A 15,986-nucleotide genomic window follows, 5' to 3' on the forward strand; every position below is an offset into this window, starting at 1 on the left:
CGGTGTGACGAGCAGGGCGCGGGGTCAGCGCACGTCGACGTAGTCGCCCTGGGCGGTCGCCTCGCCCGAGGTGGCGTTGCCGAAGTACCGGAAGCGCCAGTAACCGTCATGGGACGCCTTCACCCCGGCCTGCACCACGCCGTTCTTGTCGACCTTGAGGCTCCAGGTGTGCACGCGGTACGTGTCCGAGCCGGCCGGGCGGAACTCCAGGGCCACGGTCTGGTTCGCGTGGGTCCCGTAGCCGAGGCTGTCGAAGTTCGCCCGGGTCAGCTTGCCCGTGATGGTGAGCAGCTTGTTCTTCGTCACCGGCTCCGGCGATGCGTTCACCGTCATCTTGGTCGCCCGCTTGATGTTCATCGTGGTGACGTGCCGCTCCACGGCCGTCGGCGAGCTGCCCTGGATGTTGGCGATGATCTTCCACTGACCGGCGTTGTGGTTGCCCAGGTGGACCTTCGGGTCGACCGTGAAGACCACCGTGCACTTCTTGGTGGTGTCCGGGCCGGTGCAGGTGGTCCTGCCGTTCACCCAGCCCGACGCCGTGGCGGAGCTGGCGCCGAAGTAGGCGTGCGTGCCGAGTCGCTTGACCCGGTTGGGGTCGGTGACGGTGAAGGTCACGGTGAAGCTCGCCGGCGCATTGGCCCCGACGATCAGGTGCTTGCCGCCGTTGGCGACCCCGCTGTGCACCTTCTGCGGGCCGTCGGGCGCCCCCTGCGCCTGAGCGGTGGGAACGGCGACGGAAGCCAGGGCGAGCGCACTGCCGAGTGCGGCGACGGACGTACGGAAACGCACGGTGATCCCCCCACGGGACGACGGCTCCCGGGCGCACGGGCGCGACCTTCGGGAGCGCTGCCAGGTTTCTTCGGATATGAGAAGAGAGCGCGGTTGCTGTGCAGTTGCTCACTCTCGTCCGTGGAGACGTCGAAGGTCCCATCGCGGTTTCACATCACCCGGAAATCCTTCCTGCGCTGTTTCTGGGGTGCGTAATAGCAGGTGGGAGGGGGTGCGGCACGGATTCGGCGGGGTGCCGCACCCCGTTGTCGTGGACGTGGACACGTTCTCAGCGCACGTCGACGAAGTCGGGCGTCGAGGCGGCGTACCGCACCCCTGGGGTCCCGTAGAAGTCGTAGCGGAACGAGCCGTCGCGGTACGCGCGCAGGGCGACCTTGACGTTGCCGCGGCGGTCGGTCGTCTTGGTGGCGAGGCGGACGTAGTAGGGCTCGTCGGTGCGGCGGAAGCCGAGGTGCAGTTGCTGGCCCCCGTACCCGACGTAGCGCCGGGTGTTCCAGTTGGAACGGGTCAGGGTGCCGTACGCGGTGATGAGGCTGCCGTTGTGCGCGGGCTCGGGCGTGGCGTTCACCGTGAGCCGGCTCGCGTGCTGGATGGTGGCGTGGGCGCCGATGCCCGACGCGGTGGTGCTGCCGGTGGCCGCGACCCGGATGCGCCAGGACCCGGCCGAGCCTTCGCGCAGGGTGCGCCCCGGGTCGGCGGTGAAGGTCGAAATGCAGGTCACGTCGTGGCGTTCGCCGCTGCACGTGGTCCTCGTGGCCGAGAGTCTGGCCCGGTCGTTGTGTGCGGACGCGGCGACGCGCCGCACGCCGGAGCCCGTGTCCGTGACCCGGTAGGTGGCGGTGAAGGTCTTCGCGCTGGTGCCGACGATCACGTGCGGATAGATGTAACTCGGGTGGATCTGCGTCTGCCCGGGCGCCGGCGCGGCCTGGGCGGGCGCGGTGCCGTGGGCGATCGAGGCCAGCGCCAGTGCGCCGCCGACGGCGGCCACGGTGGCGCGGGTGAGCTTTCGCATGGTGTTCCCCCTGGTCGGTGGGTGCGTGCCGGGGCCGGGCTCAGCGCCGTACGTCGACGTAGTCGCCGTGGCTGATGGCGATGTCGGTGGTGATGTCGCTGTTGTACGAGTAGCGGAAGAGGCGGTCGTCCTTCGCGGTGATCCGGGCCTTCAGGAAGCCCTTGCGGTCCGTCGTCGCCGTGCCGATCCGGGCGTAGTGCGGCCGGTCCGGCTCCCGTTCGGACAGCACGACCGGCACGCCCGCGTACCCGGTGTACGTGTTGGTGTCCCAGTTCGCGCGGGTGAAGCCGCCGTGGACGGTGATGGTCCGCCCCCGCTTCGCCGGCTCGGGCGTGGCGTTGATCGTCAGCTTGCTCGCGTGCTTGAGCACGAAACGGCTGGTGGTCCGCTGGACGTCCTCGGTGCCCGCGGCCCACACCTGGACGCCCCACTTGCCGGCGTGGACGTTGGCGAGCCGGCCGCGCGGGTCGAAGACGAACGTCGCGGTGCAGTGCTTCCTCGTGGCCGAACCCGTGCAGGTGGTCTTGGTGGGGTGCCACCACCGTTGCGCGTCGGCGGGCGACGTGCCCTGGAAGAGCCGGGCACCGAGCCGCTTGACGAGGAACGGGTCGGTGGCCCAGAACGTCACGGTGACGGTCTTCGGGGCGGTGGTGCCGACGACGAAGCGGCTGTCGTTCGCATAGCCGTCGACCGTCGTGGGCGGCGGCGGTACGGGCGAGGCGGCTGCCTGCGCCCCGGGGACGACGAGCGCGGTGAGGGCGAGCGTGGCGCCGACGGCGGACGTGGCGGTGCGGGTACGTAAGCGATTGCGCATGGATTCCCCCGGTTCGGGTGGAGTGCGAAGAGTGCCGTACGTGTCTGTCCAGACAGGGCGGCCGGGGGAATGGTTGTACGGTTCGGCGCGCCCGGGCCGACCGGTCGCGAACTGTGCGGTCCGTCGCGCTGCGAGGCGACCCTTGACCCGGGCGGCGGTGCTCCTCAGCCCAACTGGGCCGGCAGCGGCTGGTGGTGGAGGATCGTCATGCCGGACACGGCACGGGTCAGCGCCACGTACAGCCGGCGGAGCCCGGTGCGCTCGTCCGGTTCGCCCGCCACGATCGACGCCGGGTCGTCCAGCACCACGTGGTCGTACTCCAGGCCCTTCGCGAGGGACGCCGGCACCAGGGTGAGCCGGGCTTCGGCGGTGGTCTCCGTGCCCGGGGCGAGGTGCGGCAGCCCGGCGGCGGCCAGCGCCGCGGCGATCGCCGGCACCCGGGCGTCCGCCGCGATCAGCCCGATCGACCCCTCCTGCCGGAGCGCGGTGCGACAGGCCGCGACGACGGCCGCGTCGTCGGCGTCATCGCCGTCGACCGGGTGCACCGCCAGCGAACCGGGCGACTCCCGGACCGCGGAGACCGGCGTCAGACCGGGCGACATGTGGGGGAGCAGCCGCGAGGCGTACGCGATGACGTCCCGCGGCACCCGGAAGCCGTCCGTCAGCTCCTCCACCACGGCGTCCGGCTTGCCGAGGTGGGCCAGGGCCTCCGGCCAACTGGCCGTCGCCCACGGCGTCGTGCCCTGCGCCAGGTCGCCCAGCACCGTCGCCGACCCCGTCGAACAGCGCCGCCCCACCGCCCGGTACTGCATGGGGGAGAGGTCCTGCGCCTCGTCGAGCACCACGTGGCCCAGCGAGTGCGTGCGCTGCACCAGGTCCGTCACCTCGTCGATCAACACCGCGTCCGCGGCGGACCACTTCGCGGACCGCACGCTGCGCGCCGGCTTCTCCCACAGGACGCCGCGCTGCTCGTCGGCGGTGAGGAGCCCGTCGGCGTGGGCGGCGAGGAAGTCCGGGTCCGACAGCAGCCGCAGCACCAGCTTCGCCGGGTCCACCGGGGGCCAGATCGCCTTGACGGCCGCCTTCACCGCCGGGTTGCGGGCCACCGCGTCCTGCACCCGGTCGTCCGGGGCCTCGCCGGACTGCTCCATGCGGACCAGCACGGCGTGCGCGATCCGCTGCGGCAGGGCGTCGCGCGCGGCGCCGTACCGGATGTCCCGCGCCAGCAACTCGTCGACGATCTCCTGGAGTTCGTACGCGGGGATCCGCCAGCGGCGCGAGCCGCGGACCACGACCACCGGCTCGACGGGCGGCGTCACGTGCGAGCGCACGGCCCGCCGCAGCACCTCCGCCATGCGGGCGTCGCCCTTCACGACGGCCGCCGCGGCGCGGTCCGCCCCCCGCACCTCGACGTGCGCCACCAGGTCGTCGACGGTGGCCTGCTTGACCTCCAACTCGCCGAGCGCCGGCAGCACCTGCTCGATGTAGCGCAGGAAGGAACGGTTCGGCCCGATGACGAGGGTGCCGGTGCGGGCCAGCCGCTCCCGGTGCGCGTACAGCAGGAAGGCGACCCGGTGCAGGCCCACCGCGGTCTTCCCGGTGCCCGGGCCGCCCTGGACGCAGACCGTGCCGGACAGGCCGGAGCGGACGATCTCGTCCTGCTCGGGCTGGATGGTGGCCACGATGTCCCGCATGGGGCCCACGCGGGGGCGCTCGATCTCCGCCTGGAGCAGCTTGCTGGCGCGGGGGCCGTCGGACGTCGGGGCGTACGGGTCGGGGCCGGCGGCCAGTTGCTCGTCCTCGTACGCGGTGAGGTCGCCGCCCGTGTAGCCGAAGCGGCGGCGCAGCGCGACGCCCTGCGGGTCGGCGCGGGAGGCCCGGTAGAAGGGTTGGGAGACCGGGGCGCGCCAGTCCACCACCATCGGGTCGCCGACGGAGTCGTGCACGTGGCGGCGGCCGATGTAGAAGGCGTGGTCGCGGTGGTCGCCGTCGTCGTAGTCGAGGCGGCCGAAGAAGAGCGGGGTGTGCGCGAGGTCCGCCAGCTCCTTGATCCGCAGCTCGGTGCGCGCCTCCAGGGCCTGCTTGTTGACCCAGTTCGCCGTGACGTCGCCGATGTCCAGGGCCTCCACCTCCTCGCGCATCGTGCGCAGTGCGGCGCGGGAGGAGGTGAGGTGGGCGCGCTCGCGGGCGAGCGGATCGGCGGCGGTCGTGTCGGCGGTGGTTGGGGGGACGTGCGCGGGCACGGCGGGCCTCCGGCGGGGTGCGGTGGGAGTGGGGGTGGCTGGAGACCGCCGGTTTCCGTCCGGGCGGTGGCACTCCACGGAGGGAGGCGGGCAAGGCGGAGCAGTTTACTCATCGGCCCGGGCCGCGGCGAACGGGTTTTCGTGGGGAGGGTGGGGCGGGTGGAGTTGGTTGACCAACCTGAGTATGAGGTGGCTGGTGCGGGACAACGACTTCGGTAGGACGAGACGGGGTCCGGCCCTCCTCCGGAAGTGCCGTCCCCTAAGGGAAACCCTTATGCCTGGAGTCGTAGGAAGGTCGACTGGAGGTTACTCCGTGCGACCGATGTGCTGGGGGGCGGGGAAAAGCATCATAGAGATATGAGCACAGCGACTTTCACCCCAGCAGCAAAGGTCCCCGGCCCCCGGCACCACGGTGCCACGGCGACGGGCGCTCCGCACTCCGCGCACCACGTCGGCAATGCGGTGCGCGCGTTCAAGGTATTCGCGTCGACGATATTCTCCGTCGCGGTCCTCGGGGAGTACGCGGAGGAGGCGGGCGTCCGCCGCCGCTGACGTCGCCCCGTCGATTCTCCTGCGCCGACCGGCGCTGAGTACGCGTACTCAGCCGTACTGAGCGGTGGGCGCCTCGAAGTGAGCACCGTGAGTGAGCGCCCCGACGGAGGCGTCGCGCCGGGCCCGCGGCTTTGATGATCGACATGACGTCGCCGCAGCGCCCCGCCCCCGAAACACCAGTCGCCACCGACGCCTCTGAAGCACCCGAAGTCACCGAAGCCACCGAAGTTCTCCAAGCCTCCGCTGGCCCTTCCGCCTCTTCCACCGTGGTGTCCGCTGCACCCCCGGCGTCCGTACCGTCCGCGGCGCCCGCCCGGCTGATGGCCGGACTGGGCGTGCTCTTCCTCTTCGGCTCCCTCGTCCTGTGCGCCGCCATCAGCCTCACCAACGCCTACGAGGGCGACGGTGCGGCCGGCCCGATCGCCTCCGCGGCGTACTGGGGCCTGCTGATCGGCGGCATCGCCGGCGCGATCGCCCTGATCAGCCCGGTCGGGACGATGACGAACGCGGTGCGCGGCTGGATCGTCGCCGTCCAGTACGCACTGGTCTGCGCCGCGCCCGTCCTCGTGGTGATCGACGGCTGACGGCCGGGCGTCCCGCCCCGGGCGGGTGGCCCGGGGCGGACCGGTCAGTCCAGGCGGGTGGCCCGGGGCGGACCCGTCAGCCCTTGCCCGTCAGCGCAGCAGCTCGTCCGCGTCCATGATCCGGTAGGCGTAGCCCTGCTCCGCCAGGAAGCGCTGGCGGTGCGCCGCGAAGTCCTGGTCGATGGTGTCGCGGGCGACGACCGAGTAGAAGCGGGCCTCGTGCCCGTCCGCCTTCGGCCGCAGCACCCGCCCGAGCCGCTGCGCCTCCTCCTGGCGCGAGCCGAAGGTGCCCGAGACCTGGATGGCGACGGTCGCCTCCGGCAGGTCGATCGAGAAGTTCGCCACCTTCGACACCACCAGCACGGAGATCTCGCCCTGCCGGAAGGCGTCGAAGAGCTTCTCCCGCTGGGCGTTCGACGTCTCGCCCTTGATGACGGGGGCGTCCAGGTGCTCGCCCAGCTCGTCGAGCTGGTCGATGTACTGCCCGATGACCAGCGTCTGCTGCCCACGGTGCTTGGCCACCAGCGCTTCCGTCACCTTCCGCTTGGTCGCCGTGGTGGCGCAGAAGCGGTACTTCTCCTCCGTCTCGGCGGTGGCGTACGCCAGCCGCTCCGAGTCGGTCAGATTGACCCGCACCTCCACGCAGTCCGCCGGAGCGATGTACCCCTGCGCCTCGATCTCCTTCCAGGGGGCGTCGAAGCGCTTCGGCCCGATCAGCGAGAAGACGTCCGACTCCCGGCCGTCCTCCCGCACCAGGGTCGCCGTCAGCCCCAGCCGCCGCCGCGCCTGGAGGTCGGCGGTGAACTTGAACACGGGCGCCGGCAGCAGGTGCACCTCGTCGTAGACGATCAGCCCCCAGTCCCGGGAGTCGAACAGCTCCAGGTGCGGGTAGACGCCCTTCCGCTTGGTCGTCAGCACCTGGTAGGTGGCGATGGTGACCGGCCGGATCTCCTTCTTCGTCCCGCTGTACTCGCCGATCTCGTCCTCGGTCAGCGAGGTCCGCTTCACCAGCTCGTGCTTCCACTGCCGGGCCGAGACGGTGTTGGTCACCAGGATCAGCGTGGTCGCCTTCGCCTGCGCCATCGCGCCCGCGCCGACGAGCGTCTTGCCCGCGCCGCACGGCAGCACCACGACGCCGGAGCCGCCGTGCCAGAACCCTTCCACGGCCTGCTTCTGGTACGCCCGCAGCGCCCAGCCCGACTCGTCCAGCTCGATGGGGTGCGCCTCCCCGTCCACGTACCCCGCGTGGTCCTCGGCCGGCCAGCCCAGCTTCAGCAGCGTCTGCTTGATCTGCCCGCGCTCCGACGGGTGCACCGCCACCGTGTCCGCGTCGATCCGGGCCCCCACCAGCGGCTGGACCTTCTTCGAGCGCAGGATCTCCTCCAGCACCGGCCGGTCCGTGCTCGTCAGGACCAGCCCGTGCGTGGGGTGCTTGCTCAGCGTCAGACGCCCGTAACGCGCCATGGTCTCGGCTACGTCCACCAGCAGCGCGTGCGGCACCGGATAGCGGCTGTACTCCACCAGCGCGTCCACCACCTGCTCGGCGTCGTGCCCGGCGGCCCGGGCGTTCCACAGCCCCAGCGGCGTCACCCGATAGGTGTGGATGTGCTCCGGCGCCCGCTCCAGCTCGGCGAAGGGCGCGATGGCACGACGACAGGCGTCGGCCTGCTCGTGGTCGACCTCCAGCAGGAGGGTCTTGTCGCTCTGGACGATGAGGGGTCCGTTCACCTGGTGTGCGTCCTTCCAAGCAGCCACCCGGACGTGGGCAGTCAAACTTTCAGTGTGCCGCATCGGTGCTGAGGCGGGTAATGCACGGACGGCAGCGAGGTCGGGCTCGCGTCGACAACATGCATCACCACCAAGGGGTGAACGACCTAGAAGTTGCGGCTAGGGGCTTGTATCGTCAGATTTTGAGTAGGAGAGCCCTTAGACGACAGGTGTGAGTGCTTGAGGAGCTTGCCATGCTGCTGCGGTTCCAGGTGACCAACCATGCGTCCTTGCGCGATGAGCAGGAACTGTCCCTCATCGCCTCCGACCGCCACCCCGGACGAGCGGAACGTGAGCTCGCCAACGGTGATCATCGTGCCGTACCCGTTGCTGCGATCTACGGAACGAACGCTTCCGGCAAGTCCAATGTGATCGATGCGATCCGCTGGATGCGCCAGGCGGTGCTGTCCTCGTTCCGGCGCTGGGACCCGGCTGGCGGGGTTCCGCGCCGACCTTTCGCGCTCCGCAGGGACGTGAAGTCGTTGCCGACGTCCTTCAGCGTTGATTTCGCGCTGAACGGGGTGCGTCACGAGTTCGGCTTCTCCGTCGACGACGACCGTGTGACGGAGGAATGGCTCTACTACTACCCGGAGCGCAAGGCCAATCGACTGTACGAGCGCAAGGCCGACTCTTCTGTGGTCTTCGGGCGGTCCCTCACCGGACGAAAGAAGATCATTTCTGAGCTGCTCCGTCCGAACAGCCTGTACCTGTCAGTCGCGGCGGCTCAGGGACATCCACAGCTCAGTGAGGTGTACCGGTGGTTCCAGTCGGGCTTGCGACTTGCCGTGGACGGAAACCTCAGGGCTCGCTTGGACCAAACCGTCCAACTGCTGCTCGGTGACCGGGAGCAGGGCGAGCCGGCGCCGGTGATGAAGCTTCTCCGCTTCGCCGACCTGGGGGTTTCAGGGTTGGAGGTCGAGGAGCCGGACGAGGCGGTCATGAACGACTACCAGCGGCTCACTCGCGCGATGAGGGAAGCGTTGGGGGAGCGGGTGCGTGTCGAGGCGCCAGGTCTGCATTCGGTGCGCGTCGAACACCAGACCGTCGAGGGTGTCTTCCCGCTGGACTTGAGGGAGGAATCAAGCGGCACCCGAACGTGGATCGGACTCATGGGGCCGGTGCTCGCAACTCTTGCCCAGGGGGCAGTGCTGTGCGTGGACGAACTCGACGCCCGTCTCCATCCGTACCTCGTTGACGCCCTCGTCGGCATGTTCCAGTCACCCGATGTCAACCGCTCCGGCGCGCAGCTCATCTTCAGCACTCATGAGGCCGCCCTACTGGGGAGGAACGTGCGGACGGAGCTCTTTCGAGATCAGGTCTGGTTCACGGAGAAGGACGCCGACACCTTGGCAACCCGGCTCTTCCCCATGACCGAGTTCCACGTACGTGATTCCTTGGAGAACCTGGAGAAGCGCTACTTGGCCGGTCGCTATGGAGCGCTTCCGCATCTGGATGATGACTTGATGCGCGAGATTTCTGAGGCAGTCGGAGGGGCTTAGGTGGGGCGTCGGGGGAAGCCGTTACGCAGGGCTGTTAGCTCGCGCTCGGAGCAGCGCAGGTTTCTGATCTACTGCGAGGGCGAGTGCACGGAGAACCATTACTTCAAAGGGCTCAAGCACGAGTTGAAGTCGCTGCCTGTGACGATCTGCATCGGTAGCGGCCACGGCGAGCCGCTGTCCTTGGTGCGATCGGCCATCAAGCACAAGGAACGAGCTGCTCAGTCCGCTGCGGATCGGCGTACCCCGTATGACGAGGTGTGGTGCGTCGTGGATGTTGAGGCTCCGCGCCCCCACCCCTCTCTCGACCAAGCCGTGAGGCTCGCCCGGCAGGCGGGGGTGAGCGTGGCCCTGTCCAATCCGTGCTTCGAGCTCTGGCTCCTGCTCCACCTCAAGGACGTGAGGGGCTACCAGACCTCGGCTTCCGTGCAGAACTTGTTGGAGAAGACGGCGGGCTGTGGCTACACGACCCAGCGAAAGCACCTGGACTACGCGAAGCTCCGCGGTTCGGACGGCGGCAGGCACGCGAAAGCCAAGGAGCGTGCAGAGAAGCTGCGCAGGGGGAGCGACATCGGGCACCGAACCAATCCCTGGACAGACGTGGACATACTCGTAGAGCTGCTACGGCAGGGAAAGGTCCGACCTTGAAGATGTGTTGACGGGTGCGGCGGGCTCGATTGCGTGGGCGGTGCGGGCTCTCGTTCGCTGCAACCGCACTCCCATGGGGCAGGGCGCCACCCGCGGCTGTTTCGCGCCCACCGCCCTCAACGTCGGTACCGGTCTCGCCGTCGACGTGACCCTCGCGCTCCACTGAGAACGAGGCGCCGCCGTTGTCCCCCGGCGGCGGCGCCTTCCCGGGGCGCGCCCGGGGGCTGTCCCCACCCCTCGGGCTCCCACCTCCCGGTGGATCATTCGGGCGCCAGCACCATGGTCCCGGCCGGGCCCCGGCCGGGAAGATCGACCCATGGCAAAGAAACGACTACGCAGCGTTGCGCGGGCAGTTGTGGCCGGCTCGCTCGTCCTGGCGGGCGTCGGAGGTCTCGCCGCACCAGCCGCAGCGAGCACGAGCCCAGCGACGGGCACGGGCGCGGGCCTAGGCGCGGGCACGAGCCCGGGTACGGGCCCGGGTACGGGCGCGGGCCCAGGCGCGGGGACGGAGCGGGTGCGGGGCGCGCTCGTCTCGTACGAGTTACGGCACACCTTCACGCGGGCGCAGGTCGTCGACGCCCTGACCCCGCACGTGGCGACCGACCAGGTGCGGCACGGTGTGTCGACGTACCTCGTCAAGTACCGGACCGTCGACCACCTGGGCGCGCCCGTCGTGGCCAGCCAACTCGTCGCCCTGCCCGACAACGGTGACCGGTCCCTGCCGGTCATGTCCTGGCTGCACGGCACGACCGTCACCAAGACCCACGTCGCCAGCGCCCGCACCGACACCAACGACCACCGCGCCGCCCTGCTCTTCGCCTCGACCGGACGCGCCGTCTCCGCTCCCGACTACGTCGGCCTCGGCAAGGACAGCCCCGGCCGGCACCCCTACGGAGACCCCCGCTCCACGGTCGCCGCGGGCGTGGACGGACTGCGCTCGGCGCGCGCCGCCGCACGGGACCTGGGCCGGCGCCTGGAGCGGGACGTCCAGATCAGCGGGTTCTCCCAGGGCGGCCCCGCGGCCATGTTGATGGGTCGCGCGCTCCAACAGGAGGACGCCGACCGGTACTTCCGGCTCGGCGCGCTCGCCCCCGTCGGGGGCCCCTTCGACATCAGCGCCTTCGAGAAGGCCGCGGCCGACGACGCGGTGGAGAAGTCCGGTCTCTACCTCGCCTACTTCGCCACCGCGTGGAACTGGATGTACGGCGGGTTGTACGACTCTCCGAGCGACGCCTTCCAGGCGCCGTACGACGCCGTCGTCGAGGAGCTGTTCAACGGTTCGTACGAACCGCAGGAGATCCTCGCGAAGCTGACCCCGGCCGCCCGCGACCTGTTCACCCCGCAGTTCCTGGAGCAGGTCCGCAACCCCACGGGCGAGCTGGCGCGCCGGCTGCGCCCACTGGACACCACCTGCGACTGGCGCCCCGAAGTCCCGGTGCGAATATTCCACGCCAAGGGGGACAAGGACGTCGACTTCGCGCACGCCCGGCACTGCGGGGCGCAGTTGAGGGCGAACGGCGCCGCGTACGGGCTGACGGACCTGGGGCAGTACGACCACAACGGCTCGGTGCGTCAAGCGCTGCCGCAGATCGTGCGCTTCTTCGACGCGGCGGCGGGCCGCCCGTAGGCCCGCAAGCCCTTGGGGCCGCGGACCTCAAGCCTCTCGGCCCGCGGCCCCTCGGTCCGTACGTCCCCCGTCCGCCGCCGCGTCGGGCGTCCGGCTACGTCGCCCGGGGCAGCGCCTCCCGGCCGTGCTCCCGCTCCTGCTCCTGCCCCCGCTCGTGCGGTGCCCGCTGGCGGGGGACGAAGGCCAGGTGCTGGTGACCGCGGCGCAGGTCCAGCTTGAGCCGGACGTTGCTCGCACGGGTGAGCATCAGGCCCACGCCGACGGCGGCCAGCAGGGAGACCAGTCCGCCGGCCGCGAAGCCGATGCGGGGGCCGTACGCGTCGGTGATCCAGCCCACCAGGGGCGCACCCAGCGGGGTGCCGCCGACGAAGACCATCATGAACAGGCTCATCACCCGGCCCCGGACGGCGGGGTCGGTGGCCATCTGGATGCTGGAGTTCGCGGTCACGTTCACCGTCAGGCCGAACGTGCCGATCGGCACCAGCAGCGCCGCGAAGAGCCAGAAGGACGGGGCGAACGCGGCGACGACCTCCAGGGCGCCGAAGAGGACCGCGGCGCCCACGAGTATCCGCATCCCCGAGGCCCCGCGACGGGCCGCGAGGAGGGCGCCGGCGAGCGAGCCGATCGCCATCAGGGTGTTCAGCAGGCCGTACGTCTCGGCGCCCGAGTGGTACACCTCGTCGACGAAGGCGGAGAGCCAGATGGGGAAGTTGAAGCCGAAGGTGCCGATGAAGCCGACCAGGACGATCGGCCAGATCAGCTCGGGGTGGGCGGAGACGTACCGCAGCCCCTCGCGGAGCTGGCCCTTGCCGCGCGGCGCGCGGACGGACTTGTGCAGCTCGGAGGTGCGCATCATCAGCAGGCCGACGATGGGGGCGACGAAGGAGAGCCCGTTGAAGAGGAAGGCGTAACCGCTGCCGACCGCGGTGATCAGCACGCCGGCGACGGCGGGGCCGACCAGCCGGGCGGACTGGAAGTTCGCGGAGTTGAGGCTGACCGCGTTGGCGAGCTGGTCCGGGCCGACCATCTCGGAGACGAAGGTCTGCCGGGCCGGGTTGTCGACCACGGTCACCAGGCCGAGCAGGAAGGCCGTGAGGTACACGTGCCAGACCTGCACCTGGCCGGTCAGGGTGAGCGCGGCGAGCGCGAGGCCGGTGAGGGCCATCGCCGACTGGGTGCCCAGCAGCAGGGGCCGCTTGGGGAGCCGGTCGGCGAGGACTCCGCCGTACAGGCCGAAGAGCAGCATCGGCAGGAACTGGAGCGCCACCGTGATGCCGACCGCGGAGGCGGAGCCGGTGAGGGTGAGCACCAGCCAGTCCTGGGCGATGCGCTGCATCCAGGTGCCGGTGTTGGAGACGACCTGGCCGATCGCGAAGAGCCGGTAGTTGCGGATCTTCAGCGAGCTGAACATGGTGGTAGGGGCAGGTGCGGGGGCGGAATCTGTTCCGGATCCCGTACGCAAAGGTGGTCGCCTCCTCGGCTTGGCTTCTACAGGTGGGCGAGCTTCTCCAGGACCGGGGCTGCGGCGCGCAGCTTCGCCCACTCGTCCTCGTCCAGGCCCTCGGCGAGGGCGGTCAGCCAGGCGTTCCGCTTGCGGCGGCTCTCTTCGAGCATGGCTTCGGCCTGCTCGGTCTGGCTGACGACCTTCTGGCGGCGGTCGTCCGGGTGCGGCTCCAGCCGGACCAGTCCCTTGGCCTCCAACAGTGCGACGATCCGGGTCATGGAGGGCGGCTGGACGTGCTCCCTGCGCGCCAGCTCGCCGGGGGTGGCCGAGCCACAGCGGGCGAGGGTGCCGAGCACCGACATCTCGGTGGGGCTCAGCGACTCGTCGACGCGCTGGTGCTTCAGCCGGCGGCCCAGCCGCATGACGGCCGAGCGCAGTGCGTTCACAGCGGCTTCGTCGGGGTCGGGGGCGTCCTCGGGGGATTCGCCGGACCGACCGCCGTGGGACAGGTCAGACATGTTTGTTAGCTTAACTCATTACTCTGTCTAAATACCAGTCGGTTTCAGGGATCGGTCCGCGGGGCAGCGCCGGGCGGTGTCCGACGAAACCCACAATCACCCGTATGAGTGATACGTAGCCGGAAAGTGACGCACCGGTCGCGGGCGGGCGGCGACGCTGACCGCATGGGATCGGGATCGACTGTGTTGAGCCTGCGGATGGACGGCGACCTGCTCGAACGTGTTCGCCGGCACGCCGCGAAAAGGGGAATGAGCGTCCAGGACTACGTGGTCCGGACGCTCATTCGGGACGACTTCGACGAGCGCTTCAAGGCGGCCGTCGAGGAGACGGAGGAGTTCTACCGCTGAGGCGTGCCCGAGAGGGCGTCCCTGGCGGAGGGGGCGGGGGGCCGGGCTACTTCGCCAGGCCCAGCGCCGGCATCGCGTAGTAGAAGACGAAGACCGCCGACACCGCGTACATCGCGATCGGCACCTCCCGGCCGCGCCCGGAGGCCAGCCGCAGCACGCAGAAGCTGATGAAGCCGATGCCGATGCCGTTGGTGATCGAGTACGTGAACGGCATCATCACCATCGCGAGGAACGCCGGCACCGAGACCGTGAAGTCGCTCCAGTCGATGTCCTTGATGGAGCCCGCCAGGATCAGGAAGCCGACCGCGAGCAGGGCGGGCGTCGCGGCCTGCGAGGGCACCATCGTGGCCAGCGGGGTCAGGAAGAGCGCCAGGCAGAACAGACCGCCGGTGACCACCGACGCCAGGCCGGTGCGCGCGCCCTCGCCGACGCCGGCCGTGGACTCCACGAAGCAGGTCGTGGCCGAGGACGAGGTGGCGCCGCCGGAGGCGACCGCGATGCCGTCCACGAAGAGCACCTTGTTGATGCCCGGCAGGTTGCCTTCCTTGTCCAACAGCTTCGCCTCGTCGCCGACGCCCAGGATCGTGCCCATGGCGTCGAAGAAGCAGGACAGCAGCACGGTGAAGACGAAGAGCGTGCCGGTGAGCAGTCCGACCTTCTCGAAGCCGCCGAACAGGCTGACCTCGCCCACCAGCCCGAAGTCCGGCGTCGCGATCGGGTTGCCGGGCCACTTCGGCGTGGTCAGACCCCACGACGGGACCTTCGCGACGGCCTCGATGATCATCGCGATGATCGTCATCACGACGATCGAGATCAGGATCGCGCCCGGCACCTTGCGGATGATCAGCACGAGGGTGAGCAGCGCGCCGAGGGCGAAGACCAGGACCGGCCAGCCGTCGAGGTGGCCGCCGGCGCCCAGGGTCAGCGGCACGGTGGTGTTCGCGGCGTCCGGGATGCGCGAGACGAAGCCGGAGTCGACCAGGCCGATCAGCATGATGAACAGGCCGATGCCGATCGCGATGCCCTTGCGCAGGCTGCGCGGCACGGCGCTCATCACCCGTTCCCGCAGGCCCGTCGCGACCAGCAGCATCACCACGAAGCCGGCGAGGACGACCATGCCCATCGCGTCCGGCCAGCTCATCTTGGGCGCGAGTTGCAGCGCGACGACCGTGTTCACGCCGAGGCCGGCGGCGAGCGCGATCGGGACGTTGCCGATGACGCCCATCAGCAGCGTGGAGAAGGCCGCGGTCAGCACGGTGGCGGTGACCAGCTGACCGGGGTCGAGCTGGTTGCCGTACATGTCCTTCGCGCTGCCGAGGATGATCGGGTTCAGCACGATGATGTACGCCATCGCGAAGAAGGTGGCGAAGCCGCCGCGGATCTCGCGCGGCAGGGACGAGCCCCGCTCGGAGATGCGGAAGTACCGGTCGAGGTTGCCGAGCGGCCCCTTCGGCTGGTGCTGGGGAGCGGCAGTGGATGCCGAGGGGGTCATGCGGTCCTCTTCGGGGTCTTCGGGCCTTCAGGGGGCGGCGTTTGTGTATTCATACGACTGAAACCAGCCAGCAGCAAACCGTTTCAGTATGAACATATGAAGCAGGGGAATGCTATCTCCGCGCGTAGACCTCCGGTGTCGCCGGGCTCCCGGCTCCCTGCCGCGGCCCCGGCGGCGCCCCCGGTCGGGCCCGTGCGCGGGGCGGTCCGGGACCCGGCGGGCGGCCGGCACCCGCCGCCTACACTGATCACATGGCGAAGTGGACCCCCAGGCACGAGGCACCCGAGCCCCTTGAAGGGCCCGTCGTCGCCACCATCACCCTCGGGACGATCATCTGGTTCGCCCTCTTCCTGGTGCAGATCCCCTTCTACAACTGGTTCGCCGACCGCGACCTGATGTGGTGGGTGTGGACCTGCCTCGCCGGCGGCGGACTCGGACTCATCGGCATCTGGTACGTCCGCAAGCGGGACGCCGCGATCAAGCGCGTCGAGGCGGCGCGGGACGCAGCGGACGACGCGACCGACGCTGGCGGCACCGGCACCGGCACCGGCACCGGCACCGGCACCGGCACCGGCAGCGACGCTGGCAGCGGCACCGACGGTTCGTAGTGCCACGGGACGATTCGCGTCCTCCCACGGTCTGATCATTCGCC

Annotated in this window: 15 protein-coding genes; 7 read left to right on the forward strand and 8 right to left on the reverse strand. The window is 70.2% G+C overall.

Going from position 1 to position 15,986, the window contains the following annotated elements:
- Positions 1–24: 24 nt before the first annotated feature.
- From ACH4E8_RS06800 to ACH4E8_RS06815, 4 genes are all read right to left on the reverse strand, one after another.
- Positions 25–789, reverse strand: coding sequence for a hypothetical protein (locus ACH4E8_RS06800; protein WP_398445080.1), 765 nt, complete (start codon positions 787–789; stop codon positions 25–27).
- A gap of 268 nt (positions 790–1,057) precedes the next feature.
- Positions 1,058–1,801 (reverse strand): hypothetical protein, encoded by a 744-nt coding sequence (locus tag ACH4E8_RS06805; RefSeq protein WP_398445082.1) that lies wholly within the window; start codon positions 1,799–1,801, stop codon positions 1,058–1,060.
- Positions 1,802–1,841: 40 nt separating this feature from the next.
- Positions 1,842–2,615, reverse strand: a complete 774-nt coding sequence (locus ACH4E8_RS06810) for a hypothetical protein (RefSeq protein ID WP_398445084.1) — start codon at positions 2,613–2,615, stop codon at positions 1,842–1,844.
- A gap of 164 nt (positions 2,616–2,779) precedes the next feature.
- On the reverse strand, positions 2,780–4,858 hold the full coding sequence (locus ACH4E8_RS06815) for a HelD family protein (protein WP_398445086.1): 2,079 nt from the start codon (positions 4,856–4,858) through the stop codon (positions 2,780–2,782).
- 357 nt (positions 4,859–5,215) lie between these two features.
- Between ACH4E8_RS06815 and ACH4E8_RS06820 the strand changes: the two genes are divergently transcribed.
- Together ACH4E8_RS06820 and ACH4E8_RS06825 are read left to right on the forward strand one after the other, a co-directional pair.
- A complete protein-coding gene (locus ACH4E8_RS06820) occupies positions 5,216–5,410 on the forward strand; it encodes a hypothetical protein (protein WP_398445088.1) in 195 nt (64 codons plus the stop codon).
- A gap of 269 nt (positions 5,411–5,679) precedes the next feature.
- Complete coding sequence (locus ACH4E8_RS06825; RefSeq protein WP_398445089.1) at positions 5,680–5,994, forward strand: hypothetical protein; 315 nt, start codon at positions 5,680–5,682, stop codon at positions 5,992–5,994.
- Between the two features lie 90 nt (positions 5,995–6,084).
- Here ACH4E8_RS06825 and ACH4E8_RS06830 read toward each other — a convergent pair whose 3' ends face one another.
- On the reverse strand, positions 6,085–7,722 hold the full coding sequence (locus ACH4E8_RS06830) for a DNA repair helicase XPB (RefSeq protein ID WP_398445091.1): 1,638 nt from the start codon (positions 7,720–7,722) through the stop codon (positions 6,085–6,087).
- 233 nt (positions 7,723–7,955) lie between these two features.
- Here ACH4E8_RS06830 and ACH4E8_RS06835 point away from each other — a divergent pair, with 233 nt between their 5' ends.
- From ACH4E8_RS06835 to ACH4E8_RS06845, 3 genes are all read left to right on the forward strand, one after another.
- Entirely contained in the window at positions 7,956–9,260 is a 1,305-nt protein-coding gene (locus tag ACH4E8_RS06835) for an ATP/GTP-binding protein (protein ID WP_398445093.1), read from the forward strand.
- A complete protein-coding gene (locus ACH4E8_RS06840; RefSeq protein ID WP_398445095.1) occupies positions 9,261–9,905 on the forward strand; it encodes an RloB family protein in 645 nt (214 codons plus the stop codon).
- 514 nt (positions 9,906–10,419) lie between these two features.
- Positions 10,420–11,532, forward strand: a complete 1,113-nt coding sequence (locus ACH4E8_RS06845; protein ID WP_398445096.1) for a hypothetical protein — start codon at positions 10,420–10,422, stop codon at positions 11,530–11,532.
- 94 nt (positions 11,533–11,626) lie between these two features.
- On the opposite strand, the gene ACH4E8_RS06850 is transcribed toward ACH4E8_RS06845, so the two are convergent.
- Both ACH4E8_RS06850 and ACH4E8_RS06855 read right to left on the reverse strand, forming a co-directional pair.
- Complete coding sequence (locus ACH4E8_RS06850; RefSeq protein WP_398445098.1) at positions 11,627–12,994, reverse strand: MFS transporter; 1,368 nt, start codon at positions 12,992–12,994, stop codon at positions 11,627–11,629.
- A 26-nt stretch (positions 12,995–13,020) separates the two neighbouring features.
- Positions 13,021–13,494 (reverse strand): MarR family winged helix-turn-helix transcriptional regulator, encoded by a 474-nt coding sequence (locus tag ACH4E8_RS06855; protein ID WP_398445100.1) that lies wholly within the window; start codon positions 13,492–13,494, stop codon positions 13,021–13,023.
- 165 nt (positions 13,495–13,659) lie between these two features.
- Between ACH4E8_RS06855 and ACH4E8_RS06860 the strand changes: the two genes are divergently transcribed.
- Positions 13,660–13,842, forward strand: coding sequence for a ribbon-helix-helix protein, CopG family (locus ACH4E8_RS06860; protein ID WP_361961637.1), 183 nt, complete (start codon positions 13,660–13,662; stop codon positions 13,840–13,842).
- Positions 13,843–13,888: 46 nt separating this feature from the next.
- Here ACH4E8_RS06860 and ACH4E8_RS06865 read toward each other — a convergent pair whose 3' ends face one another.
- A complete protein-coding gene (locus ACH4E8_RS06865; protein ID WP_398445102.1) occupies positions 13,889–15,334 on the reverse strand; it encodes an NCS2 family permease in 1,446 nt (481 codons plus the stop codon).
- Between the two features lie 251 nt (positions 15,335–15,585).
- On the opposite strand from ACH4E8_RS06865, the gene ACH4E8_RS06870 reads away from it, so the two are divergent.
- Complete coding sequence (locus ACH4E8_RS06870; protein WP_398445103.1) at positions 15,586–15,942, forward strand: DUF2530 domain-containing protein; 357 nt, start codon at positions 15,586–15,588, stop codon at positions 15,940–15,942.
- The last annotated feature ends 44 nt before the right edge of the window (positions 15,943–15,986 follow it).

The sequence above is a fragment of the Streptomyces sp. NPDC017979 genome, assembly GCF_044328175.1.
Lineage (GTDB): Bacteria > Actinomycetota > Actinomycetes > Streptomycetales > Streptomycetaceae > Streptomyces.

Bases quoted from the DNA above. Each gene is read 5' to 3' on its own strand.
- ACH4E8_RS06835 (WP_398445093.1), top strand. From the start codon at position 7,956: ATGCTGCTGCGGTTCCAGGTGACCAACCATGCGTCCTTGCGCGATGAG.
- ACH4E8_RS06870 (WP_398445103.1), top strand. From the start codon at position 15,586: ATGGCGAAGTGGACCCCCAGGCACGAGGCACCCGAGCCCCTTGAAGGG.
- ACH4E8_RS06820 (WP_398445088.1), top strand. From the start codon at position 5,216: ATGAGCACAGCGACTTTCACCCCAGCAGCAAAGGTCCCCGGCCCCCGG.
- ACH4E8_RS06860 (WP_361961637.1), top strand. From the start codon at position 13,660: ATGGGATCGGGATCGACTGTGTTGAGCCTGCGGATGGACGGCGACCTG.
- ACH4E8_RS06855 (WP_398445100.1), bottom strand. From the start codon at position 13,494: ATGTCTGACCTGTCCCACGGCGGTCGGTCCGGCGAATCCCCCGAGGAC.
- ACH4E8_RS06810 (WP_398445084.1), bottom strand. From the start codon at position 2,615: ATGCGCAATCGCTTACGTACCCGCACCGCCACGTCCGCCGTCGGCGCC.
- ACH4E8_RS06805 (WP_398445082.1), bottom strand. From the start codon at position 1,801: ATGCGAAAGCTCACCCGCGCCACCGTGGCCGCCGTCGGCGGCGCACTG.
- ACH4E8_RS06865 (WP_398445102.1), bottom strand. From the start codon at position 15,334: ATGACCCCCTCGGCATCCACTGCCGCTCCCCAGCACCAGCCGAAGGGG.